The sequence below is a fragment of the Methylomonas sp. 11b genome, assembly GCF_000515215.1.
In the GTDB taxonomy this organism is placed as follows: domain Bacteria; phylum Pseudomonadota; class Gammaproteobacteria; order Methylococcales; family Methylomonadaceae; genus Methylomonas.
Window position 1 is genome coordinate 1939782 of sequence record NZ_KI911557.1, and the last position, 25774, is coordinate 1965555.

Consider the following 25774-nt stretch of genomic DNA (forward strand, 5'->3'; position numbering starts at 1 on the left):
GGTTGTCATGAGCAACATTACCGGACCACACCCCGTTACCGAGATGACGGCGGGCAACCGCCGTAACCCAGAACACAAGACTGATCGCACGGTTCGCGTTCAGGCCGCCGATGGTAAACCAATCAATCCGTGCCATCCGGCGCGAGCGCGGGAACTGCTGCGCAAGAAACGCGCGGTCCGCGTCAGTCGGCATCCCTACACCATTAGATTGCTGCTACAAAACCAGGCCGAAACCATGCGTTTGTTATACGCCGAGGAGGAATCGGCATGAAACAGTCCAGAATCCATACCGCCGATACGCTTTTTTCAACCCTCGCTTATGACCACGACCACCATCTGTTTTTGCTGGCCGATTCCAGCATCGGTTTTGGCTTTATCTGCCGGCCATTGACCGGGGCCGATCCCAGTGTTTCGGCTAGGGTCAACGTTCTTCTCAATCAAGACTGGCCGACCGATACCTTATTGCAAGTCAGCCTTTGGACTTCACCGGATATTGAAGAATCGCTGGCGGTGATGCAAACCCGGCGCCTAAAGCAGCAAAAACAGACCTATAAAACGATGACCGGGGCCAGCATCGACTTCCTACGTCAAGGCACCACGAAACCTCCGGAATCCATTTCGGGCGCTCGGCTGCGACGCAGTCATGTCATCGTCACGGTGAAATTACCCATCGCTAATCCCAGACCCAGTGAAGCGGAAATTCGCCGGGCAACGGAATTACAACTCGCCACTCAGCAATCTTTGTCGACCATCGGTCTTTATCCTGCTGTCCTGGACGCTGATCAATATGTGCGAGTGCTGAATACCATCCTCAACTGGCACTCGGATGCCGGCTGGAAAGATCGCGTAGTACCGGAATGCGATCCGACGCAACTGATCCGCGACCAATTGCTGGATTACGACAATGCCTTACAAACCGACGAAAAAGGTATTTGGCTGGGCAACAAACGCGTAAAAACCCTATCGGCCAAACGTACCCCGGATCACTTTTACTTTGGTAGCGCCAAAAGTTATCTCGGTGACATTCTGTCCGGTACCCGCGGCATTCGCCAGAATGCCCTGATCAGCCTGACCCTACATTACCCCGATGCCGAATCCACCCGATCAAAACAAGAAGGTGTTAGGCAATTCATCACCAATCAGGTCAACACGCCGATTGCCCGATTTTTACCGGTGTTGGTGCAACGCAAACACAATTTCGATGTGCTGTTCGAAGCCTATGGCGACGGCGACCGGCCGATTCGCAGTTATTTCGGCGTGCTGCTGTTCTGCGATGAATCTGATGAGACGGCAGCTGTCTCGAATGCTCGGGTGTATTTTCGGGAACTAGGATTTCAGCTGCTGGAAGACAAATATTTCTGCCTGCCGTTTTTCCTCAACTGTTTGCCGTTCGGTCCTGAGCGCACGGCGATTGCCGATTTGAAACGCTATCGCACCCTCGCCACCCGCCATGCCATTCCCTTATTGCCCTTATTCGGCGATTGGGCTGGGACAGGCACTCCCACATTGAATTTCGTCTCCCGTAACGGCGAACACATGGCGGTGTCGCTGTTCGATACCACCGGTAACTACAACCTGTGTATCGCCGCCGAATCGGGTAAAGGCAAATCCTTCCTGACCAACGAAATCATCGTCAGCTATCTGACCGAAGGCGCGCAAATCTGGGCGATCGACGTTGGCCGCTCGTATGAAAATCTGTGCGAGGTGCTGGAAGGCGATTTCGTCAAATTCACCCACGGTTCCGGGATCTGCATGAATCCGTTCGAGATCGTGCAGAACTTCGAGGAAGAAGCTGATATGTTAGCCGGATTGGTCAGTCAGATGGCGGCACCGACCGAGAAATTGACCGATTTTCAAACTGCTGGCCTCAAGCGGATATTGAAACAACTCTGGACTGAGAAAGCCCAAACCATGTCGGTCGACGACATTGCCAAACAGTTGTGTGCCGAAATCGACCAGCGTTTGAAGGATGTCGGCGAACAGTTGTTTCCGTTCACCACCAAAGGCGAATACGGCCGCTACTTCAACGGCCGCAACAACGCCAAATTCGCCAGCGACTTTACCGTGCTGGAACTGGAAGAACTGAAAGGCCGCAAGCATCTGCAACAAGTGGTTCTGTTGCAACTGATCTACCAAATCCAGCAGGAGATGTATCTCGGTGAACGCAATCGACCCAAGATCGTGATCATCGACGAAGCCTGGGATTTGCTCACCGAAGGCGATGTCGCCAAGTTCATGGAACATGGCTACCGGCGCTTTCGAAAGTATGGCGGCGCGGCAGTCACGATCACTCAATCGGTCAATGACTTATACCGTAATGCAGCCGGCCGAGCCATCGTCGAGAACTCGGCCAATATGTATTTGCTCGGACAAAAAGCCGAAGTCATCGAAGGCATGAAACAGGATCGTCGTTTGCCGTTGTCGGACGGCGGCTATGAACTCCTGAAAACCGTGCATACCTTACCCGGTGCCTATTCCGAGATTTTCTTTATCACCGAGATGGGCTCCGGTATCGGCCGACTTATTGTCGATCCATTCAAACGCATTCTTTTCTCGACCAAACCGGAAGATGTGCAGGCACTCAAGCAGCTGCGTAGACAAGGACTATCTCTCGGCGATGCCATTCAGCAACTGCTCGACAATCGTAAATCTAAACCTCGGGAGGTAAGCCATGGACGCTAAATCGCAATGGCTGAGTGTTGTCTTGATCACGGCCAGTTTAGGCAGTGTGGGCGGTTGGTTGGCAGCTTATCAGCAATTACAGCAACCGATTGCTCGGTTGAATCTGGTCACACCAGTGTTCGTACTGGATCGGGCCAAATTGATTCAATCAATTCCGCCGAATGCCACGCAAGAACAAATGGCCAAGATCGTCGATGACTGGCAAGCCCAAGCCAAGAAACTCAGTGATGCGGGTTACCTGGTGATCGATTCGACGGCCGTGGTTGCCGCACCGGACGATGTCTATGTCCGTCATGACGGTAAGTGATGTCATGAGCAAGTACATCACCACCACAGACTCCTACAGTAAACCACCGTTGCGCAAATTCCTGCTCAAGGCCTTGCCGATATTGCTCTTCGTCTTGGCCGTCGAACGTTACGTTGGCCATCGCTTCCTGATTGGCGGCGATGATCAGGTTGATCGGTGTTTACCCGACAAATGGATTTATCTGATCGACACCTACAACAAAGATATTTGGCGCGGCGATTTGATGGCGTTTCGTGCCGAGCGCATGTCGCCGTATTTCAAGGACGGTCAAATCATCGTCAAAATTGCCGCCGGTGTTACCGGCGATCATATTCAGGTCGACAGTCGGCAGACCACGGTCAACGGTTCCTTGATCATCGAAGGTTTGCCGTTAGCGGAAAAACTCAAGAAACCCGCGTCCAGCTTCAAACGTGACGAAACCATCCCACCCGCAGCTTATTGGTTGACCGGCAAAACGGATAAGAGCTTTGACTCGCGGTATTGGGGCTATGTCTATGACCACCAAGTGATTGGGCGGGCTTATGCGCTATTTTGAATTACTGTCCAATCGCCTGCGTCAGGTCGTGCTCTTTTGCTTGGCAAATGCATTACTGGTGGCCTCGGTGAAAGCCGAAGAGGAATGGTTATCCCAATCGCAGCGGATTCTTAATGCCTTGGATGGACAAGCTAAGCCTGCTTGGCTGGAAGGCAATCCTTATCAGTCGGAAGCAAACCGGCAAGCCCTGGAGATGATGCGAAACTCGAATGCTATGCAATCAATTTCAGCATCCTCAAACCGACTCGACAAAACGGTAACACCTCATCCAGGCAAACCGCTCAAAGTGGTGTTCGTTTCGTTTTCGCTCGGCGATACCGCATTGAAAGGCATATTCGAAGAGGCATCGGGACAGGACGATGCGTTGTTGATGTTTCGAGGCCCCAAACCCGGTCAAAAACTACCTGCTCTGTTTGCCGATCTGAAACGACTGCTAAAAGACATCGATCCCGTGCCCAACATCGTCATCGATCCGACTCGCTTTCAGAAATGGGCGGTGTCGTCGGTGCCGGCCATCGTCGTCGAAGCGGATGACAAGGCTTTACTACAAGTCAGAGGCGTCAGCAGTTTGACCTGGCTGAATGATAAATTCAAAGCCGGTGCTGCCGGTGATTTAGGCCGATTGGGCGAAGTCTACGACATTGCCGAAATCGATCTGCTCGAAGAAATCAAACGACGGATGGCTGCGATCGACTGGCGGCAGAAGCAGCAACAGGCCATTGCTCGTTTCTGGGGACAACAAAAATTCGAAGTGTTGCCAGTCGCGTTGGAAGATCGTGAGCGAGTAATCGATATGACGATCACCGCTCCGCGCAATCTGACGGCGCCGAACGGTCAACTCATTGTCCGGGCCGGACAAACTGTAAATCCATTGGACAAAATGCCGTTCGGCTTATGCCTGATTGTGTTTGACGCTACTGAAACCGCCCAAGTCCATTGGATTCGCCAGTTGTCATGCCAGGACAAAAAAGCCCGCGTGATGTATCTGGCCACGTCGGTGTCGCGTCAGGATGGCTGGGACGGCTTGAAAGCATTGGAAACATCGCTGAATTCATCGGTGTACTTGTTGACGCCAGACGTACGTAGCCGATTTCAATTACAACACGTACCGAGTCTGGTCGAGCAGACAGGCAATCGGCTAGTGGTTCGCGAACGCAAACTGCCGGCTTCGGCGGGAGAACGGTCATGAATTGCCTGATTTTCCCTTGGGCTTTGTGGCTGTTGATGACCTTGGCGACGAATCTTCATGCCGACACCACAACCAACGCTACCGATCCGCTGTGTGCCGATGCCGAGCTTTGGTCTGGCAAGCTGGTCACCGATATTTGCTGGAGTTGTTTGTTTCCGATTCGGGCGGCCGGGGCGTCGCTGGGTGGCGGCAATGTCCCCAGCATCGCTACCGATGAAAAGTTTTGCTTCTGCACCGACCCCATGGGCATACCGCAATTGGGCATGACGGTGGGTTTATGGAATCCGGCGCGGCTGATTGAGATCGTCCGCAATCCTTGGTGTTCGCCGGCACTGGGCGGACATAAAATCAGCGCATCGAATGTGCGACTGATCTCCACCACCGGCAAGGCAGATTTCGACGCCAGCGAGATGTCGTTTTTCAATTACCACTACTTCGCCTTTCCGCTGACGATCATGCTGGATCTGTTCTGGGATGGACGATGCAATAGCGACGGCTATCGCGACTTTGATTTGCTCTATGTCTCGGAGCTCGACCCAACCTGGAACAGCGATTTGCTGGCGTTCTTCACCAGTCCGGAAACAGCGTTGTTCGCAAATCCGGTGGCGATATCGGCCTGTGTCGCCGATGCCGCGGCGGCTGCGACAGGTAATCCCCTGGATGCCTTGTTCTGGTGCGCCGGGGCTTGGGGGCATATGTATCCTCTCTCTGGTATCTCACCCACCAGTTACGGCACCGATCCGCGTATCACCAGCCTGTTGGTCACGCGGGCGACAGCAGCTTTGCATCGCCGAGGCCTGGCCTGGAAAACCTCCGGAAACGATGCCCTGTGCGGCGGGACGATTTATCCCTTCATCCCTAAGTCGCAATACCGGCTGAGCATGTTTTATCCGGTGGCGGAAACCGAGTCCAATCATGTCATCGGCGAGACCACCTTCAAATGGGGTGCGGGACGCACTTATCCAGGGCCAGGCGAGGATCACCTCTACCTGCTGTGGCGCTGGCAGGACTGTTGCGTGGGGTTGTGATGCATATCTGGGCATTATTTGAACCGCAGCGCCGATTTACGCAAGTACTGTCCGCAGTTTTATGCGTGACGATGGCCTGGACACCATTTGGGGTGTCGTGGGCCGATGCCATGCAAGCCTCGGCCAGCGAGGGTCAGCAGACAGGGCAACAGATTGTTGGCGACTTTCAATTTCCGCTCGATACCGGCAGCGGCTCCTTAACGCTAAATCCCGGCACTTCCCAGGAAAGTGCGATTTCGATCGGCACGCTGTTTCCAGACACAAACAGCACCAGTACATCGGCCAGCGACTTTGCCAATCTCTATGGCAACAATCCCGGTACCATCGCCGCAGGCTTGAATGCGCAAACCACGTTAAATGGGGAAGCCAGCTTCACCGGCGAAGCCTATCGCACCCTGATCGACAACGCTCACCAGTCGCATCCGGATTTACACAATGATGCAGTCTGGAATGCCGGCGATCAGGTGTTTGCCAATTTCACGCCCTGGGCGCAGTCGTTTTCGGACTGTACCACTGTGACCACGCAAACCGAGACCAGTCATTCGGTTCGGATTCCTGATTACCAACTGTGTCTGCGCCAACCGACGGTGCCGCAAAGTTGTACGGCGACGCATCAAGTCAACGTAGAGACCCTACTCAGTTTTGTATCCGGGAACGGAGGCATGTCCAGTTGTGGATCTGGCTGCATGGATTTATATGTCGGCCGTGTCGGCGATAACTACTGGTCGGCTGGTTGCGGTGTGTTCAACTGGGAAGTGACTTACAACGTCCTTCATCCGGAAGCCATCATCAGTGCCACGCTGGAGGACGTCGAGTTCGATGACCATGCCCGCGTGTACTATGGCGGCAATCTGATTTATACCGGTTCGACCGGCTGGGGCGGTTCTTGCGAACTGAGTAATAGCTGGGTCGATCATCCCAATCGTGATGTCACCTATGCCTTCAACAGCACGGGTAACAAAGTCTTTAAACAGGAAACCATGGTCGGTGGTAATGGTGAAGGTTATTCCAGGATTCGGCTCCGATATGATTTGTCGAAACTGATCACCCAGGATCAATGGAGCTGGAGCGGGCCGAATTGCCAAAACCTGGCCAATGCGATCACTGACGGCATTTGCCAGGCGGGCAGCCAGTTGAGTTGCAGCAATGATCCCGCCAATGCCTCGGGTTGTTATGTGGATCCGACTTCGCAAGTCATGGTCTGTGGTTCCGATTTAGCCCAGGCCCCTGTGGCGAATTCTACAGGGATTCGCAATACCTGCATGCGCATCGACGCCGCCGGGCAATGCGATCTCAATCAATACGGTCAATGCTGGACCGATACGGCCGGAACGCATTGCTTGGAGCCACCGGCCAATGATACGCCTACGAAGAGTTGTTCGACTTTAGAAACGCAAGGCTGCTCATTCATCAAAAGCCAATGTCTGGATGTTCTGGCATCCGGCACCTGCTGGGACAGCATTGATACCTACGACTGCGGCCAGACGGTCGGCATTCCCGGCATCCAAAGCAACACCCAGCAGCAATGCGCGGGGCCGGTGCGCTGTATGGGTGAAGACTGCATCACGGTGAATCGCACTCAGAGTCAGGATTTCACCAAGGCGGTGGCCTTGCTGAATAGCGCGCAGCAAATGGCGATGGATTTACATTGCAACTACGCCAACACCGATCTTCAACAGAAAGATCCCACCACTTGCCAGGTGTTCCAGGGCAAACCTGCCAGTTGCAAGATGGTCGGCGGCGCGCTCAGCTTGGTGGATTGCTGCGAAACGCCTGAGGGGACCATGGGATTGGGACGCTATATCGATTTACTGTTGGCCACCAGTCAATTGGATAATGCCGTCATGACCATGGACAGCACTTCCATCGTCCGTGGCGCCTGGGAAACCATGCGTACACCGTTTACCTTGGCCGGCGATGCCTGGAATAGCTTTCAGGCGGACTTTGCCTCAGGTGTAAATGATTTGGTCGGTACCGATATGCTCAGTACCTCAGACGTTGCCTCACAAGGTTTGCTGGACTCGCTGAAAGGTGAACTGATGAAATCGGTGGCGGAATGGATAGGTAATACCTTTGGTGAAGCCGCGGGTAATGCCTTGTTCAGTGCCGGCGGGCAAGCGGCTTTCGATTCGGCGGGCAATTTAACGCCGGCCGCAGAATCCGGCGGTGTCGAACTGGGCGGCGGCGCGGCAGTGGCAGGCGAAATGCTCAGCACCCTGATGACAGCCTACACCGTGGTGATGATCATTATCATGATCATCCAGATTGTTTACTCGTGCGAACAGTCCGAGTACGAACTGGCGGCGAAAAAGCAGCTTAAAGTCTGCACCGACTTGGGTACTGTTTGCGAAAGCAAGGTGGCAGGGCTTTGTCTGGTAAGAAAGGAAAGTTATTGCTGCTACAACTCGCCCCTAGCCCGCATCCTCAACGAACAAATCAAACCGCAATTGGGGATGGATTTTGGCACACCGGAAAGCCCTGTCTGTACGGGGATTAAAGTGTCCGATCTGGATAGAGTCGATTGGACTCAAGTCAATCTGGACGAATGGCTGGGCATACTTGCTCAGACGGGGCATTTGCCGACAGCCGCCAATGCCGCCGACATGCTCAATCTCGATCAACTCACCGGCACCGGCAGCAGACTCAATCCACAAAAATACGGCGCCACCACGACCACTCGCCAGGACACGTTGACCCGCACCCAAGGCCGGATGACCGATCTAGATGTCCCTACGGTCAAACGGCAGTCTGAGCTGGAAGGCTGGGGCATGGGGCCGCAATAAACTCTGCGGCCAGTAACTACTGGACGGCGTCTTTCAAGCCTTTGCCGGCTTTGAAAGATGGTAATTTAGCAGCGGCAATGGTAATTGCTTCGCCGGTTTGTGGATTCCGACCAGTGCGTTCGGCGCGCTCTTTCACTTCAAAGGTACCGAAGCCGACCAGCGCCACAGAATCACCCGATTTGAGTGTGGACTGGATAGATTGAGTAAGTCCATCCAGTGCTCGGCCGGCATCTGCTTTGGTCAGGTTGGCGTGGCTGGCGATGGCGTCAATGAGGTCGGATTTGTTCATATATGTTATTTCCCTTGTTGATAAAAACTGCTTGTATGGACGTTTGATCTACGAGATTGAATGATATTACTTAAAATGATTGTGGCCAAAAATTGCTGAATAGCTATGCACCAAAATAGTTAATACTTATGCGTTAAGCCCCTTAGCTGCTAACATTCCATCATTTATTGATACTGCATAATAACCGTTAGGCATTTGATCAGGAAAGAACTGGATGGACAGGGACAACAAACGCGATACGATCATGACCGAGGCCGATACCAGTCGCGAATTCGTTACCCCAAAACTGGTTCAAGCTGGCTGGTCAATCTCACCCCATTCAATCGGCGAACAACGTACCTTCACCAATGGCCGGATTTTTGTCACCGGTGGCAAAGTTCGTCGCGGCCAACAGAAACGTGCCGATTATCTGTTGTATTACCGCCGCGATTTTCCGCTCGCCGTCGTCGAAGTCAAAAGCATCGCCTTTCCCACCGAAACCGGCGTACAACAAGCGCGCGAATATGCAGAAATTCTTGGGCTTAAATTCGCTTATGCCACCAATGGTCGGCAAATTATTGAAATCGATTACACGACAGGTACCGAGAAGCTTATCGATCAATATCCAAGTCCCGCTGAGCTCTGGCAACGCTTGAGCGCTTCAGCGTCATTATCCGAATCGGCCAGCAACCATTTATTGGAACCCTTTAACCTGGTATCCGGCAAAACGCCTCGTTACTACCAGGTCATTGCCATCAACCGCATCATCGAAGCGATTTTACTCGGACAAAAACGCATCCTGACTACCATGGCCACCGGCACCGGTAAAACCTGCGTGGCGTTTCAACTGTGTTGGAAGTTGTGGAATAGCCGCTGGAACAGAACCGGCGAATATCGACGACCCAAAATTCTGTTTCTCGCCGACCGCAACATCCTGGTCGACGACCCTATGGCCAAGATGTTTGCCCCGTTTGGCGATGCCCGTTTCAAAATTTCCGGTAACGATGTCAGTCAGGGCCGGGAAATGTATTTCGGCATCTACCAGGCATTGACCAATCCCGCCAGCGATGTGTTTCGTCAGTACCGTCCGGACTTTTTCGATTTGATCATCATCGACGAGTGCCATCGCGGCTCCAGTCGCAACGACAGCAGTTGGCGGGCGGTGCTAGATTATTTCCAACCGGCGGTACAAGTCGGCATGACTGCTACCCCATTGAGAGAAGACTCGCGCGATAGCTACGAATATTTTGGCAATCCGGTCTACACCTACAGTCTGCGTCAAGGCATTGAAGACGGCTTTCTGGCGCCATATCGTGTGCATCGCGTGATTACCACCGTCGACGCCGCTGGCTGGCGCCCCTCGAAAGACGAACTGGATCGTTACGGCCGCCCGGTACCGGATGATGAATATCAGACCAAGGATTTCGAACGCGTGATTGCCTTACGCGCAAGAACTCGCGCCATGGCCAAGCATCTCAGCGATTTTTTGAAAGGTACTGATCGCTTCGCCAAAACCTTGGTGTTTTGCGTTGATCAGGAACACGCCTCGGAAATGCGCCAGGAACTGCTCAATCTGAATAGCGACCTGGTCAAGCAATATCCCGATTACGTCTGCCGAGTTACCGCCGATGAAGGCGCTATCGGCCTGACCCATCTGGCCCATTTTCAGGATGTCGATAAACCGACACCTGCCATCCTGACCACCTCGCAACTCCTCACCACCGGCGTCGATGCCGAAATGGTGAAAAACGTGGTTTTAGCTCGTGTCGTCGGTTCGCGCTCGGAATTCAAGCAAATCGTCGGCCGTGGCACGCGTCTGAAGGTCGATTACGGCAAGGAATATTTCAACATCATCGATTTCACCGGCACGGCGACACGACATTTCGCTGATCCCGACTTTGACGGCGATCCGGCACGTATCGAAGAAGTCACCATCGATGAAGAAGGCGAAATTGTCGATACCACGGTCGAGATCATTGATAACGAAGTCCAGGAAATTCCCGGCGAATACCAGCCGGACGATGACAATCCTCCCGACGGCGACGGCGAAATCACCACCGATCCGCCGCAGGAGCCGCGTAAATTCTATGTCGATGGCGGCACGGTCGAAGTCATCGGCCACCTGGTCTACGATCTGGATACCGACGGCAAAAAATTGCAGGTCGTGCGCTACACCGAATATTCCGGTCGCGCGGTGCGTTCGATGTATCCCGGCAGCCAGGAATTCCAGCGCGACTGGGCCAACCCGGATACCCGTAGCGACTTGCTACGCGAACTCACCGAACGCGGCATCAGTTTCGAAGAACTCGCCGCATCGTCCGACTTGCCGGATGCCGATCCCTTCGATCTGCTTTGCAATCTGGCTTGGAATGCGCCGTTGTTGACCCGCCGGCAACGTGCCGAGCAAGCCCGCAAATCGGCTCAGAATCTGTTCAGCCAGCACAGCGAAACGGCCCGCGAAATCCTCGCGCTGATGCTGGATAAATACATCGAGCGCGGCATTAGCCAATTCAATGCCTTATCCGAATTGATGAAAGTCCAGCCGTTCGAACAATACGGCACCCCCACGGAAATCGCCAACCGCCATTTCGGCGGCATTCAGGGCCTGAAAGCAGCTGTATCGCAATTACAGTCCGCCCTCTACCAATAATTGTTAAACCTTTGCATGGCCAAACCTAAAAAAACCAAACCCGTATTAACCACCGCACAACAACTGTCCGCATTGATCAAATCGGCGCGCGACATCCTGCGCAAAGACAAAGGCTTGAACGGCGACGTCGACCGCTTGCCGCTGCTCACCTGGGTGATGTTTCTGAAATTCCTCGACGACCTGGAAATCCTCCATGAACAGGAAGCCGAGCTGGACGGCAAACGTTATCAAGGCATCGTCGAATCGCCTTATCGCTGGCGGGATTGGGCGGCACGGGAAGACGGCGTCACCGGCGAAGAGTTATTATCTTTCATCAACCAGGACGAAACCATCCGTCCTGACGGTCAACGCGGCAAAGGCTTGTTTGCCTATCTGCGCGGCTTGGCTGGCGAAGGTGAAAAAGGCAGTCAGCGCGAAGTCATCGCCAACGTGTTCAAAGGCGTGCAAAACCGCATGGTCAGCGGCTTTTTGTTGCGTGACATCATCAACAAGATCAACGGCATTCATTTCAACAGCAGCGAAGAGATTCACACCCTGTCGCATCTGTACGAATCCATGCTGCGGGAAATGCGCGATGCGGCTGGCGATTCCGGCGAATTCTATACCCCGCGCCCGGTAGTTCGTTTCATGGTGCAAGTCACCGACCCCAAGCTCGGCGAAACTGTACTCGACCCGGCGAGCGGTACCGGCGGATTTCTGGTGGAATCGTATGACCATTTACTGAAACAAGTCGTCACCCCCGAAGATCGCCGAAAACTCCAGCGCGAAAGCCTGTTCGGCCAGGAAGCCAAACCGCTGCCGTATATGCTGGTGCAGATGAACTTGCTATTGCATGGTTTGGAAGCCCCACAGATTGCTTACGGTAACACCTTGGAACGCCGCGTCACCGAAATCGGCCACAGCGAACGCGTCGATGTGATTCTGACCAATCCACCGTTCGGCGGCGAGGAAGAAGCCGGTATCAAAGCCAATTTCCCGGCCAACATGCAGACCGCCGAAACCGCTTTGCTGTTCTTGCAGTTCATCATGCGCAAATTGCGTTATGCGGGCTTCGGCGCGGAACGTGGCGGTCGCGCCGCCGTAGTCGTGCCCAACGGCACCTTGTTTGGCGACGGCGTTTGCGCCACCATCAAGGAAGAGCTGCTGAAAGAATTCAACCTGCATACCATCGTGCGCCTGCCGCAAGGCGTATTCGCGCCCTATACCGATATTCCGGCCAATCTGCTGTTTTTCGAGCGTGGCGGCCCCACCGAAACCATCTGGTATTACGAACAACCGCTACCAGAGGGCCGCAAGAAATACAGCAAAACCGCACCGTTGCAATTCGAGGAATTGGAACCGGCCTTAAACTGGTGGCACAGCCGCGAGGAAACTCCGCAAGCCTGGAAAGTCGACTTTGCCGGCAAACTCGCCCAAGCGCTGGCCGCAGCCGAGCCGCATTGGCAACGTGCGGAAAGCGAACGCGCCGCCGCACTGGCCTTGGGCAAACAGATTCGCGAACTGGAACAAGCTGTATCCGCCGCCGACAACGGTGACAAAGCCGCGTTGCAAACCCAGCTGCGCGACCTGAAAGCCAAACAACAAGCCCACGAAGCCGCCGCCAAAGCCGCGCAAAGCGAAAGCGATGCGCTGTACTGGCCGATTTATAACCTCGATCAAAAGAATCCCCACGCCAAGGCCGGCCTGGAACATGCCGATCCCAAAGACCTGATTGCCAGCATGCGTAGTCACGAAACCGAAGTGATGCGTTTATTGGGCGAGATCGAGACATTGGTACATGAGGTGGAACAATGAGCGAATCCAGTCATTTGCCCAGCGCTTACGGCGACATTCATACCGATATTGTCCAACTACTGGAAAACGCCCGCCGCGCCGCCGCCCGTAGCGTCAATGCCTTAATGACCGCCAGTTACTGGGAAATTGGCCGCCGCATCGTTGAATTCGAACAAGGCGGCGAAGATCGCGCCGCGTATGGCGAGGCGTTGATTCAGCGGTTGGCATTGGATTTAAGCAATCGTTTTGGCCGGGGATTTAGCCGCCAAAACCTCCAGCAAATGCGAGCGTTCTATCTGGCCTGGCCATTGGAGCTAATATGCCAGACAGTGTCTGGCATTTCTTCCCGAAATCCGCAGACACTGTCTGCAGAATCTTCCTCAACGCCAATTATCCAGACAGCGTCTGGACAATCACCAACTCTCGCAACCTTGGCCGAAGCCTTCCCGCTGCCCTGGTCGGCTTACGTGCGCTTGCTTTCGGTCAAAAAACCGGAAGCACGCGGCTTCTATGAAACCGAAGCTCTGCGTTGCGGCTGGACGGTACGGCAACTGGATCGGCAGATCAACAGCCAGTTTTACGAGCGAACCGCATTATCCACAAACAAAGTGGCGATGTTGGAACGAGCGGAACACGCCGAACCGGATGACGCCATCACGCCGGAACAAGCCATCAAGGATCCGTTTGTGCTGGAATTTCTTAACCTGAAAGACCAATACTCGGAATCCGATCTCGAATACGCGCTGATCCAGCATTTAGCCGACTTTCTGCTGGAACTGGGCGACGACTTTGCCTTTGTCGGTCGTCAGCGCCGCTTGCGGCTTGACGATACCTGGTTTCGCATCGACTTGCTGTTTTTCCATCGCCGCTTGAAATGTCTGGTGGTGATCGATCTCAAGGTCGGCAAATTCAGCTATGCCGACGCCGGCCAGATGCACCTGTACCTGAATTACGCCCGCGAACACTGGATGAAGCCCGGCGAAAACCCGCCGGTGGGCCTGATACTCTGCGCCGCCAAAGGCGCCGCGGAAGCCCATTACGCCTTGGATAACCTGCCGAACAAGGTCCTGGCCGCCGAGTATCAAACCGTGCTGCCGGATGAAAAGCTGTTGGCGGAGGAATTGGAGCGATCACGGATTGAATTGGAGGCGCGGCGGTTAGTCGGCTCCAAAAATGAAGGTGACGCATGAGTCGATGGCCCATGGTTTCTTTAGGTGAGTTGCTTAGGCGAAGCAATGAGACCGCAATACTTGATTTCGATACTGAATATCATGAAGTAACGATTAGGCTTTGGGGTAAAGGCGTTATCAGCAGAGGTAGAGTAAGAGGCGGTGATGTAGGAACATCTCGCCAAGTGGTTCGAGCCAATCAACTTATTCTCTCGAAGATTGATGCCCGAAATGGTGCGATCGGCATTGTTCCCCCGGAATTGGATGGCGCAATCGTTAGTAACGATTTTCCATCATTCGAATTTGCCGAAAAGCTCGACTCTTCATTCATGGGTTGGCTAGTTCGGTCAACACCCTTTGTTGAGCTATGCAAAGCTGCTAGCGAAGGTACAACCAACCGGGTTCGAATTAAAGAAGATCGATTTTTAACTCAGCAAATCCACTTACCCTCGTTAGAAAAGCAGCAAACCATCGTTGCCCGCCTGGATCAATTGGCGGACAAAGTGAGGCGAATCGATCAACATCTGGATGCCATCGACGCGGTTGCCGAGGCGCTATTAATCAGCCTGCATCATAAATTCGCGGCAGATCGCGTGGTTCGCCTGGGCGACATCATCGAATTATTCGAAGACTCCGAACTCGTCAAACCCGAGGGCCAATATCCTCAAGTCGGTGTGCGCGGATTCGGCGGCGGACTGTTCGCCAAGCCAGCATTGACGGGAACGGAAACGTCTTATCGAGCCTTCAATCGCTTGTATGCCGATGCCATCGTGCTAAGCCAGGTCAAAGGTTGGGAAGGCGCGTTGGCAGTCTGTCCATCCGGATTGGCCGACATGTTTGTCTCGCCGGAGTACAGAACTTTCCGTTGCAAACCCGATCTGGCAAGCCCTGCCTATCTGGGAGAACTGATCAGAACGCCGTGGTTCTGGTCATTGCTACAAGCCGCAACCCGAGGCGTTGGCGCCCGCCGAGAACGTACCCGCCCAGAGCAGTTATTAAACATCGAATTGCCCATGCCGGAATTACACGAACAGCTACAGATCGTTGAAATCCTGTCCCGTCAAAACGAGCTGAAACAACGACACACCAAAATCCGCGAAGCCAATCAGGCGCTAATCCCGGCCACGCTGGAGAGGCTGTTTTCTAATGAATTTTTAAAAATCTAAAATATTAGAGGCTTGGAGCAAATTATCTCCTTTGCCAACCCCAAGCCAAATATCTCGATGAGTGCCCACTATTAGAAAGATCATCGGGTTTACTTGCGACTGTATTATTTTTCGCCATTCAGTTTTATCTAATATCGAGGGTGAGGGATATTGTTCCGGATGAGTGTGCCATTCACCCAAATAATCCACTGTTTCCCCACTATTTAACCAGCGCTTAGTGGCATATTCCTGATGCAATTGATCTTTACGAAAAAATTGAAACAATGACCTTCTATCATGTAATTGGGGCGCTGTCGCATCGACAATATGTATATGATAATTTCGTCTGTACCCTAAAAGGATACCACCAGACTCCGGCTTTTCCGGTGAATTCTGTCGATAACGGTCAAAAATATTAAGAACATTTTCCTCAATCAGAATTTTGGAATCTGGATTAAAAGGATGTTTCCACATTAAACATTTCGACATGCGACACAACCATCCAGTGGAGAGATATTTTGATTTTTCACTTGGCGGATATTTGCATTTTCAACGGCTCTAGTCCTAAACCGTGGACTCGGATCACCTTTAATCCAATCAATAATACTATCTGTAGCTAATGCGGCTGCACTTATTGAGGCAGATACCGCATAAGGCGTAAAAGCTTGGCACCCGATAAAGCCGCGCTCAGGTTCTGCTTTCAGTATTTTATAGCGCTCTTCTCTATAGTTCTGAGTATTGGGTAATCTCAAACAATGGAAACATCCATACTTTTCTGAATCAACCCAAAGTGACTGTGTTGCTTCACCATTTCCAACGATCCAGATATGCAGGATTGGAGGAGCTTTAGGTCGCTTAGCTATCTGACTGGCATTTAACATTTCACTAATGGCTTCCTCGCCTGTAGCATCTATCAATAAATCCGAGGCAAAAAGTTTAGAATACTTCGTTATATTTATAGGTTCTGCAAAAATTCGAGATAGCGGAAACTGCTTCAATAGTTCATCACGAAGTGCTACAGCTTTTAACTTAAACAAAGACGAATAACCCAAAACATGACGTCCTAAATTATCTGGCGCGAGCGTATCGGGATCGATCAGTATCAACTCTCCACGACAACCAGTTCCTGCGCCTAAGCGAACTAGGGATTGAGCAAGAAAACCACCTATCGCACCACAACCAATTAATACAATACGTTTATCTTTCAAATCAGAAAATGATAGATTCCTATTGTGAACAAAATCAGCGCTTATGTCGGTAATATGAACTCTAAAGATATTTCCACCGCTACCTCTTCCGTGCAGAAACTGTTTGTATAATTTAGGACCACGTTTTCCAGCGGTTTTTTTTGCAGCAAGAAGAGTTATTGTGTCTAAATCAAATCCAAAACCAACCCATCCAACTGGACTGCTTATTGCAAAAGTAACAAAACTATATTGTAAATATTCTTGTTCTTTTTCTAGGATATTTTGAAATCTAACGTATAAAATGTTGTCCCAACTTTTTAACCATTCAAAAAGTTCTTTGACTGTCTTTGGCAGTGTATTGTCAGGAATAGTTGGAAATTTCTCAGTGTGCAATATCCAACATTTGCATTTGCTAATTTTAGGCTTAGAAAACCCAAGTGAGCCCGCAATAATTTCAACTTCATTGGCATCATCAGATATGATCGCCTTGCGATTATCATCATCCCCAAGAATGAAGTAATTAGTGGATACTTTCGTTGTATCGATTGTACCTTTTAAGACCAACCAAGGAATACGGCCCTGATCTAAAAGCCAATGAGACAAAAATTCGTTCTGAATATCATGGATACGGTAATCAGAATCTTCTAGTATTTTATTTAATACATCTGTGGCTTGGACCAAACATTGATCAATTGCAGTTGCTGGGTTATAGCGATCTAAAACGATAGAACCCGGCGCGAAATAGCATAAATTTCCCTCTGAACTCAAATGCGGCAAAAGAGCCGGCAAGTGACTTGGATACTCAAGAATCTTAATTACTGGATAAACCAAAAAATCCCAATCACTTATTTCTAAACTTATAGATATTGGCAGCGATGAACAATTAAGAATACCTCTAAAAGTTCGACGTCCATGTCGATGTCCAGTGGAAACAAATCCCTTAGAAGTTAGTAGTCTAAATGCAGCACCAAGCTGGTCATTCGCCATCTCTTAACCAGCTTTTGTTCTGCGAACAACAGGCTGAGATACTCGTTGCGGGGGAGTTGTTCTGACTTCGTCGGCACCATTATCGACTTCGACCCAATCATGCTTATAAGGAATACGTTCACCTAATTTATTTTGGAGTTCAGTAATAGCTTGATGTTTCATGTGCCATTCATAGGAACGAGCCATTCGAATAGCTTGAACAAATTGTTTTGCTCGCTGTGCTGCTAGTGTTTTTTCAACATTTGATAATCGATTATTAAAGTCTTCTGCACCTTCATCAATACCAAACTCACGAATTTCGCCAAGAATCACATTCGAAAGATGTTCTGCGGAAGATTCTAAAACAAGGTCGTCGCGACCTCTATTAGGTTTAAAGGCTTGAGCTATTGCAATCATAATTGAAACTGATGTAGGTCCACCTCCATCCTTCCAATGATAATCCCTCCAAGCTTTAAGATAGCAGCAAACCCTTCGTAATTGTTCTCCATGCTCTTCTACCCTGTCATTGAACCACCTTGAAACAGCTTCTGGGTCCGAGGCTTTCCATTCCCCAGAACGCGTCGCCATCATGATGTCATCCAAGTCCTCCCAAACTTGCTCCGGAATTTCTCCAAATTCTGCACTTTCGGATAGAAAAGCTGAGTCATGAACCATGCTTCGCCCTCTGTTATCTATAGACAGTAGTGCTAAAGATTTCTCCACAATTTCATTAAATTTGTGTTCGGGAGCCGCGTATAGCGGAATATCAATATGGGCCCAGTTTGCTACTTGGATACGAATACAAGTCGATTTCCCTGTCTGTAACTCCCAACCTTTAGACTTACAGAGATCGTAAAGCAATCGCTCTACAAGATCGAAATAAAGCTTTGCCATGGCATGCGGAGGTCCATTTTGCTCCCACACCGCCACAGGAAGATAAACACCATAATCCCAATCCATTTCCTGGTGAGGAGAATATGCGGGCTGGATACATGTTTTATAAGACCATGAACCTTGCGTACGAAAGCGAGGTTCTACAGACTTATCCATATTCAATATCTTTCTGGTTGCCTCTTTAATTCTGGGGCGGAGATGGTCACGAATATCATTTTTACAAGAAACCAAGTAATCACGTTGTTCTTGAGATGGTCGAATAACCTCATTGAATACATCTTTCTCATCGGCATAGAAAAACAGCTTATTTAATTTCAGCATGAATTATCCTTTTTCAGAATTGGAATGTTCACCGTAATAAAATACGGGTGTCTTGGGCGTATGCTCCATAAAGCTATTAAATTTAGAGTTGCCAAGACAGATCTTTGCACTTTCGACTGCCGAACCTTGTAATACTTCTTGAGCAGCAATATCAACCTTGTCTAAGGAAACAGCATTCGCACGTTGATCTGTTAAATCTTCATCAATATGCATGTAATGTTCGGGTTTAAGGCGATGCTTCAACATGTAGTCGGTTAAAGACTCTTGAACTGATATTGACAACCCAAACAATTTTTTCGGAGTGTTGGCTGGATTCAACCCACCCCAATCAATTGTGCCGCCATCACGATTTTTTCGTGGATCAACAGTGAACTTGGACGACATTGTCCCTACGGATAAAAGGTGTATATTGTCTAAATTGTATTCAAAAAAATTCTCCGCCTCATGCAACGCTAATATTCCGGGTGCGTTTGCAAATAACCCACCGTCCACATATTGGTTATTATCAAATACATGTCGTGGGAAATACGCGGGAGCAGCACTAGTAGCTAATGCAATATCAGTGATCTTATGTTGGTGGTCAGTTTTGAAGTTTTTATGATGCGGAGTTTTAAATATAACTGGCTTACCGGTCGTGTAGTTGATTGCAGGAATTATTACAGGATGTTTTAATGAGCCTAACATGCGCTCACCAAATAATTTTTCATCGGAAAGCAGGTTTTTTAAAGAATTATTAGAATACAGTGCTTTAAACATACCAAAAAACGACCAGCGTTGTGGCTTAAAAATTTTATCTCCGTGCTTGACGAATAAATCCACAATGTCTTTAGCAGGTATTTCCAGTGCGAGTGCGAGTGCCAGAATTCCGCCTACAGAAGTACCAGCAATTAAGTCAAACTTTGTCGCTATTGGCGCTTTTATATCTTCCTCAATATTTGCTATTACCTTTGCAGTATAGAGACCCCGGTACCCTCCACCGGATAACGCAAGTATCTGAAACCGATCTACTGTTGACTCGCCCACATCATCCTCCAATGAAAATAATTCAATTGGCAAAGATGGGGATAGGCGACTAAGTTTTCAAGTTTGGTCCTGGCGTTTTTTTTGCCCAGATATTCTCTAACTATTGAGTTTTCTCCATAGTTATAACGTCGCCACCATTTTCAAGATCAGCCATGTCTTCGGGTTCTGCTTGTAATCCGGACTCTTCCCGTGCCAACCGCACCTCTTCACCATGCCCTTGCGCATATGCCGCCCGATGCGCCTGCCGTTCTATCGTGACGATGCGGTTGGCCAAACGCTGCAAGCGTTGCTGCCAATGGTAGCGGGCTTCCACGCAGTGCTTATTGTCGATGACCTGGCAAAGCCACAAGGTATCCATGACGATCATCAGTTGATCCAGTAAGCGAATCAGTTCAACGAACTGAGCAATTTGCGGCGATGCGATCTTGGCTACGAATTCGGTTGGATGAGTGTAGGTCGGCGTTTCGGTTATGCCGTTGTCGGCTTTGAGTTTTTCCAGGCGAGTTTTTTCCTGCTGAAGTTGCGTGGCGCAATCGGCAATCATCGTGCTGACGATAGCCTCGATTTCATCAATGGCTTGTTCCTGTCCGACGATGCGCAAAATCACATCGATCGCGTACAGCGACTTGATCAGACGGTCATAACTCTTGCGTATGACCCGAATCGCCTGTTCGCTGTTGATCTTGAAGGTGCGTTCGAATACCGGGCGGCTTATTTCAAGTCGAGCTGGTTTTACTGGTGCGGAGGTTTCAGCCATTTGCATTCCTTGATGAGTGTGGGATGGACTCCGATAGTAATCGAAGATTTTTTCATCCCTTTTGCAGCTAATGGTGAATTCGACATTAGCTGCAAGATCACTCCAAAAAATTTCTGCTTCAATGTTGGCAACCGTTGTTGGCCGGAGTTTGACCGGAATTTCGCGCAAATCGATCCTGCCCATCAACGCTATCCGACAGTTCATGTTGTCTTTCCAGACAACTTGATCCGGTTTCGACCGGCGTTCCGTCTTCAGGCGGCGTAGGTGGTTTTCATCGGCGAGTCAGGTGCGTCAAGCCTGATGTGATTTCTGTTGTTTGATCAGTTTTCGACCCTACCCTGTCTTGGGAACGCCTATTCCCCTGCTGGGGAGTATGCCTCCGGGATCCAACCCATCACCGCGCAGGTGGGTTTATTTCTCACTTGTCGGGCGCGGCCAATTGGAGGATTTCATCATGGCAAGTCGTGGTGTAAACAAAGTCATATTGCTGGGCCGACTCGGCGCCGATCCGGATATTCGGTATTTACCCAATAACGGCGGCAAGGTGGTGGCAATACGTTTGGCGACTAGCGAAGTCTGGAAAGACCAAGCTAAAGCCAAACAAGAACACACCGAGTGGCACCGGTTGGTGTTTTTCAAAAAACTGGCCGATACGGCCGAGCAGTATCTGCGCAAAGGCAGCAAGATCTATGTGGAAGGTAGTCTTCGCACCCAGCAATGGGATAAAAATGGCGAAAAACGCTACCGCACGGAAGTGGTTGTCCGTGAGTTACAGATGCTGGACCGTGCTGATGAAAACGGGGCTCCTCGTCACTCCAGTCAACCCTCTACACCGCCTACTGCGGCTAATGACGCAGGTTTGGATGAGGATTTCGATGACATTCCGTTTTTCTGAGTAGCTTTTTGCCCTTGTTATTCGCTATTCAGATTGATCTTTAATTAACCCGCCTGGCAGCATCCGCTGTTTAGGTGTTTCACCCCATGGGGACGTCACTCCCCAGATGGGGCATTGCGTCCTCTATTTTTTTAAGGAGACACGCCATGAGCAATCAACCTCGCAATAATCCTGTAAAAACCCGCAATTTGCCAATGCCCATCGATGTCAATCAGGTCTATGGCATTTCGGAGCAGTCCTGGAAAGTCCTCACCGACGTGACGTTCCCAACCGCTAAAACCCCGGAAGCCATCATGATGGCGCTGGATTACTGCAAGGCCCGCAAACTGGATATATTCAAAAAACCAGTTCATGTGGTGCCGATGTGGAGTGCCGCCTTGGGTCGTAATGTCGAAACTGTCTGGCCGTCCATCATGGAAATCCAGACTACTGCGTCGCGTACCGGTGTTTGGGCCGGCATGGATAGACCGGTTTGGGGACCTGACATCACCAAGACCTTCACCGGCCGCTACAAAGACGACAACGAGCAATGGCAAGAATCCAGTGTCACCGTAACCTTCCCGGAATGGGTCGCGGTCACGGTGTACCGGATTGTTGGCGGCAAGCGCTGTGCATTCACCGAGGAAGTGTATTGGCAAGAAGCCTATAGCACCGCCGGCGGTAAAAACTCACAAGTGCCTACGGCTATGTGGATCAAACGGCCGAAAGGTCAGTTGGCCAAGTGCGGTAAAGCCGCTTCGCTACGTGCAGCCTTTCCGGAGGAGTGCGGATACGCCGCCGAGGAAATGGATGGCAAAAGCATCGACGACATGAATGACAGCAGCGTGATTAACGGCACTGCCAGTCGTATCGACGAAGCGGACGTTATCGATGATGCGATTGTCGGCAGCGTCGAACCACCGCGGGTGATTGATTTATCCATGATACCGCCCAAGGTGCAAAAAGCCGTCAGTGAACTGGTTAGGCGCACAGCACTTGCCGGCGCCTGGAAAGCTGCCTACGACTATGCCAATAACAAGTTTGTGGGACTGGATCTGACCTATGCCATTGCTGAACTGGATAAAGCATCAGCGGTTGCCAAGACCACATCGGCTCAGGGTGATGTTAATCATCAGCCCCAAGACGCTTCTGGTATGCCACCCGCTCATGATCCGGCTTCGGAGGCGTTGAACAAGGCTCGCGAGACCTTGGGATCGACGCGTCAGTCATAGCCGTTTTAGCTATCAACCGCCGGTAAATTGCCGGTGACTATTTTCAACCCTACCTGGGCGTCCTGAATCGCCCTTGGGGTGAAATTCATGACGCCCTTTTTGTTTATGAGGAGATGTCATGAATGCCATTGATCAATCATCCAACCGCATACCGTGTCATACCGACTGGCATCGCTACGATTCACCCACGGTGATTCGCCGGCATGGCCGTGGTTACTTGGAGCGTAACTGGAGTCCGGGCAATCCTGTCCATGAAATCCAAGCGCCTACCAAGCCAGAACTGCAAAGTCTGGTCGAAAGCTATGGCGGTTTGGTCATGCCGACCCCCGATCTCGTGTTGCTGCTGTTTGCAGACTATCACTGGGCCCGGCGTTGTGAGAACCAACTCATCAAACGCGGCGTGTCGACACTGCGCCTAGGCTGCCATATCCAATTGCAGGAGTATCGGTGATGAAAGTCATCAATGTCTCTCAGCGATCGCCGGAATGGCGGTTATGGCGTTCACAAGGGCTTAGTGCCAGTGAGGCGGCGATCATTATGAATCGTTCGCCGCACAAGACGCCTTGGCGATTGTGGGCCGAAAAGACTGGTCTCGTGCTGGAACAAAGCCTGGACAACAATCCGTTGATCCGAGTAGGTATCGAGCAAGAACCAGAAGCCTTACAGCGCTTTGAAGATAAACACGATGTCATGCTGCTGCCCCTCTGCGGCGAATCAGATTGGTATTCGCTAATGCGGGCGTCCTTCGATGGTTTGTCGGAAAACAACGAACCGGTTGAAATCAAATGCCCGCATGAAACGACTTTTCTGGATGTGGTGCTAAACCGTGAGCAATCTGAAGCCTATCAACTTTACTGGTGCCAAGTGCAACAGCAAATGCTGGTGGCGGATGCACAGCGCGGCTTTTTGTTCTTCTATCACCAAGGTCAGGATGTGGAGTTTGAGATCGAGCGGGATGAAGTCTTTTTAAACCGGCTCGTCGATACCGCCATGGAATTCTGGTCGAACGTCAAACAGCGACAGGAACCCGAAAAAAATCCTGACCGCGATCTTTATCTACCCAAAGGCCATGCCGAACTGCAATGGCAGCAATTGGCGGCGAATTATCGCGACCATGCGGTAAAGATCGATGACCTGAAAGCTCAGCTCAAAGCGTTGGAAGCCACTCAATTCGACATCGAGCAAACCTTGGTGTTGTTGATGGGGGATTTCATGGCAGCCGAGCATTCTGGCTTACGTGTCAGTCGCTTTCAGATCCAAGGCAGTGTGGATTACAAAGCGGTGATGAAGGCCTTACTGCCGGATGTCACCGAAGCAATGCTTGACACTTATCGAAAACAACCGTCCAGCCGCATCCGCATAACCTGTCGGGATGACTCCGGCAGGCTGGCGGAAGTGCCTTTTGATGCTGACGCGTTGAAAGAGATGGTCGGTGCTGATTTCTGGTTCTGATCTCGGGTTTTGACGTCAGTGAAGAAAATTTAGCTGGAAAACAGTTTGGCTGTTTCATTCGAAACACGCTGAATCCGGTGTGAACCGGCGTTCCGCTATCAGGCGGCATGAAGGTGAATAACGTTTATGTATCAGGTGCGTCAAGCCTGGTTTGCAGTCCCGTCGGGGTTCATCACCCTAGCGGGTCATGGTGGCCCCTTTTATCAACAAAGGAGGTTCGCTATGAATAAAGACTTTTGGAAATGCCTATTTTGCTGGTTGGAAACGGCCAGTGTGGACGAGATTAGAGATAAACAGCGTGTGGTTCGGCAGATGCTCGGTCAAACCCGAGATCCGGATTTCAAAGCCGACATTCGTCGTATTTTGCGCTTTATGGACGAGGAAATCCTCGCCCGCGCGGAATTGGCGAACCTGATGCGAATGTCAGTATCGATGCCTCGCTAAAGGTAGTTTTGACACCACTTTAACCTTTTATCGTTCAACGTACTAACCCCCTGGCTAGCCAGGAATTTATCTCAACCCGACGGGGACACACTACCCGTCAGGGGAATGGTGCGCCTCGTGTTGCGGGTTTAACCCAAACATAAGGAGTTCACCATGTATCAATCCTATTCGATTGCCGACACCTTCGGCATACCTGCACCGGTCTCCATGAAAGTGGAAGGCTTTATCCCAGGACAAAACGCTTATGTCCCGGCGCAAAAACCCTATGTGTTTCGCAAGGATCATTTGCGCGACGTATTGGCGTTTTTAGGTTCTGCTAATGGTGACGGCTTATATCTGACTGGTCCTACCGGTTCCGGTAAAACCTCGTTGTTGGAACAAGTCGCTGCGCGTCTCAATTGGGGTGTGCATTCGGTCACCGGCCATGGTCGACTGGAACTCAACGATCTGCTCGGCCAATACATGCTGGTCGACGGCGGTGCGATGAAGTGGATCGATGGCCCCTTGACCTTGGCGGTACGCTTGGGCCATGTGTTGTTGATCAACGAAATCGATGCCATTGATCCCGCAGAGTTGATCGGCCTGAATGAAATCGTCGAAGGCAAGCCGTTGACGATTCCGCAGACCGGCGATGTGATTGCCCCACATCCCAAATTCCGTTTGGTCGCCACCGGCAATAGTGCAGGTAGCGGCGATCAGTCGGGCTTGTATCAGGGCGTGTTACGTCAAAACCTGGCGTTTCTGGATCGCTTTCGTTTAATGGAAGTCGGTTACCCGGAGCCTGAAGACGAAATGAAACTGTTGGCCGATGTGGTGCCGAGCATGCCGGAAACGGTGCGCGAAAGCATGATCAAGGTCGCCAATCAGATTCGCAAGGTGTTTATCGGTGGTGTCGATGGTAGCGGTATGTTATCCGTGACCCTGTCGACCCGCGGTTTAGTGCGTTGGGCGTCATTGGTGGCCACCTTCAAAAGTGCGCCCAATGCCTTGGCCTATTCGCTGGATCGGGCCTTGACCTTCCGAGCCGAGCCCGCCGAACGCGAAGCGATTCATCGCATCGCCAAGGATGTGTTTGGCGATGACTGGCAGGTCTAG

23 protein-coding genes are annotated in these 25774 nt (G+C 51.1%); 17 read left to right on the plus strand and 6 right to left on the minus strand.

From position 1 onward, the window contains the following. Positions 1-7: 7 nt before the first annotated feature. The 7 genes from METH11B_RS0109350 to traN are packed head-to-tail and all read left to right on the plus strand — an operon-like array spanning position 8 to position 8524. On the plus strand, positions 8-271 hold the full coding sequence (locus METH11B_RS0109350) for an RRXRR domain-containing protein (protein WP_225893047.1): 264 nt from the start codon (positions 8-10) through the stop codon (positions 269-271). After that, a complete protein-coding gene (gene traC / locus METH11B_RS0109355; RefSeq protein ID WP_026601819.1) occupies positions 268-2682 on the plus strand; it encodes a type IV secretion system protein TraC in 2415 nt (804 codons plus the stop codon). Before METH11B_RS0109350 ends, traC begins: the two co-directional genes overlap by 4 nt. Next, entirely contained in the window at positions 2672-2989 is a 318-nt protein-coding gene (locus METH11B_RS0109360; protein ID WP_026601820.1) for a hypothetical protein, read from the plus strand. Before traC ends, METH11B_RS0109360 begins: the two co-directional genes overlap by 11 nt. Positions 2990-2993: 4 nt before the next feature. Then, positions 2994-3524: a signal peptidase I gene (lepB, locus tag METH11B_RS0109365; RefSeq protein ID WP_033158002.1), complete on the plus strand. Its 531-nt coding sequence runs from the start codon at positions 2994-2996 to the stop codon at positions 3522-3524. Then, positions 3511-4713, plus strand: coding sequence for a TrbC family F-type conjugative pilus assembly protein (locus tag METH11B_RS0109370; protein ID WP_026601822.1), 1203 nt, complete (start codon positions 3511-3513; stop codon positions 4711-4713). The genes lepB and METH11B_RS0109370 overlap by 14 nt, the downstream gene beginning before the upstream one ends. After that, positions 4710-5741, plus strand: a complete 1032-nt coding sequence (locus tag METH11B_RS0109375) for a TraU family protein (protein ID WP_026601823.1) — start codon at positions 4710-4712, stop codon at positions 5739-5741. The genes METH11B_RS0109370 and METH11B_RS0109375 overlap by 4 nt, the downstream gene beginning before the upstream one ends. Then, positions 5741-8524, plus strand: a complete 2784-nt coding sequence (gene traN, locus METH11B_RS0109380) for a conjugal transfer mating pair stabilization protein TraN (protein WP_026601824.1) — start codon at positions 5741-5743, stop codon at positions 8522-8524. The genes METH11B_RS0109375 and traN overlap by 1 nt, the downstream gene beginning before the upstream one ends. Before the next feature lie 16 nt (positions 8525-8540). Here traN and METH11B_RS0109385 read toward each other — a convergent pair whose 3' ends face one another. Continuing rightward, positions 8541-8813, minus strand: coding sequence for an HU family DNA-binding protein (locus METH11B_RS0109385; protein WP_026601825.1), 273 nt, complete (start codon positions 8811-8813; stop codon positions 8541-8543). Between the two features lie 214 nt (positions 8814-9027). Between METH11B_RS0109385 and hsdR the strand changes: the two genes are divergently transcribed. From hsdR to METH11B_RS0109405, 4 genes are read left to right on the plus strand one after another with little or no spacing between them, the layout of a single operon-like run. Further along, positions 9028-11442 (plus strand): EcoAI/FtnUII family type I restriction enzme subunit R, encoded by a 2415-nt coding sequence (hsdR, locus tag METH11B_RS0109390; protein ID WP_026601826.1) that lies wholly within the window; start codon positions 9028-9030, stop codon positions 11440-11442. A 15-nt stretch (positions 11443-11457) separates the two neighbouring features. Continuing rightward, positions 11458-13236, plus strand: a complete 1779-nt coding sequence (locus METH11B_RS0109395; protein WP_026601827.1) for a class I SAM-dependent DNA methyltransferase — start codon at positions 11458-11460, stop codon at positions 13234-13236. Beyond that, complete coding sequence (locus METH11B_RS0109400; protein ID WP_026601828.1) at positions 13233-14405, plus strand: PDDEXK nuclease domain-containing protein; 1173 nt, start codon at positions 13233-13235, stop codon at positions 14403-14405. Before METH11B_RS0109395 ends, METH11B_RS0109400 begins: the two co-directional genes overlap by 4 nt. Next, the gene (locus METH11B_RS0109405) at positions 14402-15550 is read left to right on the plus strand and encodes a restriction endonuclease subunit S (protein WP_033157946.1); all 1149 of its coding nucleotides are present in this window, start codon (positions 14402-14404) and stop codon (positions 15548-15550) included. Before METH11B_RS0109400 ends, METH11B_RS0109405 begins: the two co-directional genes overlap by 4 nt. Here METH11B_RS0109405 and METH11B_RS0109410 read toward each other — a convergent pair. The 5 genes from METH11B_RS0109410 to METH11B_RS26605 all read right to left on the minus strand — a co-directional run bounded on the left by METH11B_RS0109410 (position 15539) and on the right by METH11B_RS26605 (position 20677). Beyond that, positions 15539-16003: a Mov34/MPN/PAD-1 family protein gene (locus METH11B_RS0109410; RefSeq protein ID WP_026601830.1), complete on the minus strand. Its 465-nt coding sequence runs from the start codon at positions 16001-16003 to the stop codon at positions 15539-15541. The two genes, METH11B_RS0109405 and METH11B_RS0109410, sit on opposite strands and share 12 nt — an antisense overlap. Further along, positions 16003-17703: a ThiF family adenylyltransferase gene (locus tag METH11B_RS0109415; RefSeq protein WP_064035916.1), complete on the minus strand. Its 1701-nt coding sequence runs from the start codon at positions 17701-17703 to the stop codon at positions 16003-16005. Before METH11B_RS0109415 ends, METH11B_RS0109410 begins: the two co-directional genes overlap by 1 nt. A 3-nt stretch (positions 17704-17706) precedes the next feature. Continuing rightward, on the minus strand, positions 17707-18897 hold the full coding sequence (locus METH11B_RS27795) for a CBASS cGAMP synthase (protein WP_026601832.1): 1191 nt from the start codon (positions 18895-18897) through the stop codon (positions 17707-17709). Positions 18898-18900: 3 nt separating this feature from the next. Beyond that, a complete protein-coding gene (locus METH11B_RS0109425; RefSeq protein ID WP_026601833.1) occupies positions 18901-19920 on the minus strand; it encodes a CBASS cGAMP-activated phospholipase in 1020 nt (339 codons plus the stop codon). Positions 19921-20020: 100 nt separating this feature from the next. Then, a complete protein-coding gene (locus METH11B_RS26605; protein WP_033158005.1) occupies positions 20021-20677 on the minus strand; it encodes a hypothetical protein in 657 nt (218 codons plus the stop codon). 454 nt (positions 20678-21131) lie between these two features. Between METH11B_RS26605 and ssb the strand changes: the two genes are divergently transcribed. The 6 genes from ssb to METH11B_RS0109460 all read left to right on the plus strand — a co-directional run bounded on the left by ssb (position 21132) and on the right by METH11B_RS0109460 (position 25774). Then, complete coding sequence (ssb, locus tag METH11B_RS0109435; protein WP_026601835.1) at positions 21132-21572, plus strand: single-stranded DNA-binding protein; 441 nt, start codon at positions 21132-21134, stop codon at positions 21570-21572. A gap of 146 nt (positions 21573-21718) precedes the next feature. Beyond that, positions 21719-22783, plus strand: a complete 1065-nt coding sequence (gene bet, locus METH11B_RS0109440; protein ID WP_026601836.1) for a phage recombination protein Bet — start codon at positions 21719-21721, stop codon at positions 22781-22783. 118 nt (positions 22784-22901) lie between these two features. Continuing rightward, the gene (locus METH11B_RS0109445; protein ID WP_026601837.1) at positions 22902-23234 is read left to right on the plus strand and encodes a hypothetical protein; all 333 of its coding nucleotides are present in this window, start codon (positions 22902-22904) and stop codon (positions 23232-23234) included. Further along, positions 23234-24235, plus strand: a complete 1002-nt coding sequence (locus METH11B_RS0109450; RefSeq protein WP_026601838.1) for a YqaJ viral recombinase family nuclease — start codon at positions 23234-23236, stop codon at positions 24233-24235. The genes METH11B_RS0109445 and METH11B_RS0109450 overlap by 1 nt, the downstream gene beginning before the upstream one ends. Before the next feature lie 222 nt (positions 24236-24457). Beyond that, entirely contained in the window at positions 24458-24679 is a 222-nt protein-coding gene (locus METH11B_RS0109455) for a hypothetical protein (RefSeq protein WP_026601839.1), read from the plus strand. 153 nt (positions 24680-24832) lie between these two features. Further along, complete coding sequence (locus tag METH11B_RS0109460) at positions 24833-25774, plus strand: AAA family ATPase (RefSeq protein WP_026601840.1); 942 nt, start codon at positions 24833-24835, stop codon at positions 25772-25774.

Excerpts from the sequence above, each read along its gene's own strand:
- METH11B_RS0109350 (WP_225893047.1), top strand. The coding sequence starts at position 8 with ATGAGCAACATTACCGGACCACACCCCGTTACCGAGATGACGGCGGGC.
- traC (WP_026601819.1), top strand. The coding sequence starts at position 268 with ATGAAACAGTCCAGAATCCATACCGCCGATACGCTTTTTTCAACCCTC.
- METH11B_RS0109360 (WP_026601820.1), top strand. The coding sequence starts at position 2,672 with ATGGACGCTAAATCGCAATGGCTGAGTGTTGTCTTGATCACGGCCAGT.
- lepB (WP_033158002.1), top strand. The coding sequence starts at position 2,994 with ATGAGCAAGTACATCACCACCACAGACTCCTACAGTAAACCACCGTTG.
- METH11B_RS0109370 (WP_026601822.1), top strand. The coding sequence starts at position 3,511 with ATGCGCTATTTTGAATTACTGTCCAATCGCCTGCGTCAGGTCGTGCTC.
- METH11B_RS0109375 (WP_026601823.1), top strand. The coding sequence starts at position 4,710 with ATGAATTGCCTGATTTTCCCTTGGGCTTTGTGGCTGTTGATGACCTTG.
- traN (WP_026601824.1), top strand. The coding sequence starts at position 5,741 with ATGCATATCTGGGCATTATTTGAACCGCAGCGCCGATTTACGCAAGTA.
- METH11B_RS0109385 (WP_026601825.1), bottom strand. The coding sequence starts at position 8,813 with ATGAACAAATCCGACCTCATTGACGCCATCGCCAGCCACGCCAACCTG.
- hsdR (WP_026601826.1), top strand. The coding sequence starts at position 9,028 with ATGGACAGGGACAACAAACGCGATACGATCATGACCGAGGCCGATACC.
- METH11B_RS0109395 (WP_026601827.1), top strand. The coding sequence starts at position 11,458 with ATGGCCAAACCTAAAAAAACCAAACCCGTATTAACCACCGCACAACAA.
- METH11B_RS0109400 (WP_026601828.1), top strand. The coding sequence starts at position 13,233 with ATGAGCGAATCCAGTCATTTGCCCAGCGCTTACGGCGACATTCATACC.
- METH11B_RS0109405 (WP_033157946.1), top strand. The coding sequence starts at position 14,402 with ATGAGTCGATGGCCCATGGTTTCTTTAGGTGAGTTGCTTAGGCGAAGC.
- METH11B_RS0109410 (WP_026601830.1), bottom strand. The coding sequence starts at position 16,003 with ATGTGGAAACATCCTTTTAATCCAGATTCCAAAATTCTGATTGAGGAA.
- METH11B_RS0109415 (WP_064035916.1), bottom strand. The coding sequence starts at position 17,703 with ATGGCGAATGACCAGCTTGGTGCTGCATTTAGACTACTAACTTCTAAG.
- METH11B_RS27795 (WP_026601832.1), bottom strand. The coding sequence starts at position 18,897 with ATGCTGAAATTAAATAAGCTGTTTTTCTATGCCGATGAGAAAGATGTA.
- METH11B_RS26605 (WP_033158005.1), bottom strand. The coding sequence starts at position 20,677 with ATGGCTGAAACCTCCGCACCAGTAAAACCAGCTCGACTTGAAATAAGC.
- ssb (WP_026601835.1), top strand. The coding sequence starts at position 21,132 with ATGGCAAGTCGTGGTGTAAACAAAGTCATATTGCTGGGCCGACTCGGC.
- bet (WP_026601836.1), top strand. The coding sequence starts at position 21,719 with ATGAGCAATCAACCTCGCAATAATCCTGTAAAAACCCGCAATTTGCCA.
- METH11B_RS0109445 (WP_026601837.1), top strand. The coding sequence starts at position 22,902 with ATGAATGCCATTGATCAATCATCCAACCGCATACCGTGTCATACCGAC.
- METH11B_RS0109450 (WP_026601838.1), top strand. The coding sequence starts at position 23,234 with ATGAAAGTCATCAATGTCTCTCAGCGATCGCCGGAATGGCGGTTATGG.
- METH11B_RS0109455 (WP_026601839.1), top strand. The coding sequence starts at position 24,458 with ATGAATAAAGACTTTTGGAAATGCCTATTTTGCTGGTTGGAAACGGCC.
- METH11B_RS0109460 (WP_026601840.1), top strand. The coding sequence starts at position 24,833 with ATGTATCAATCCTATTCGATTGCCGACACCTTCGGCATACCTGCACCG.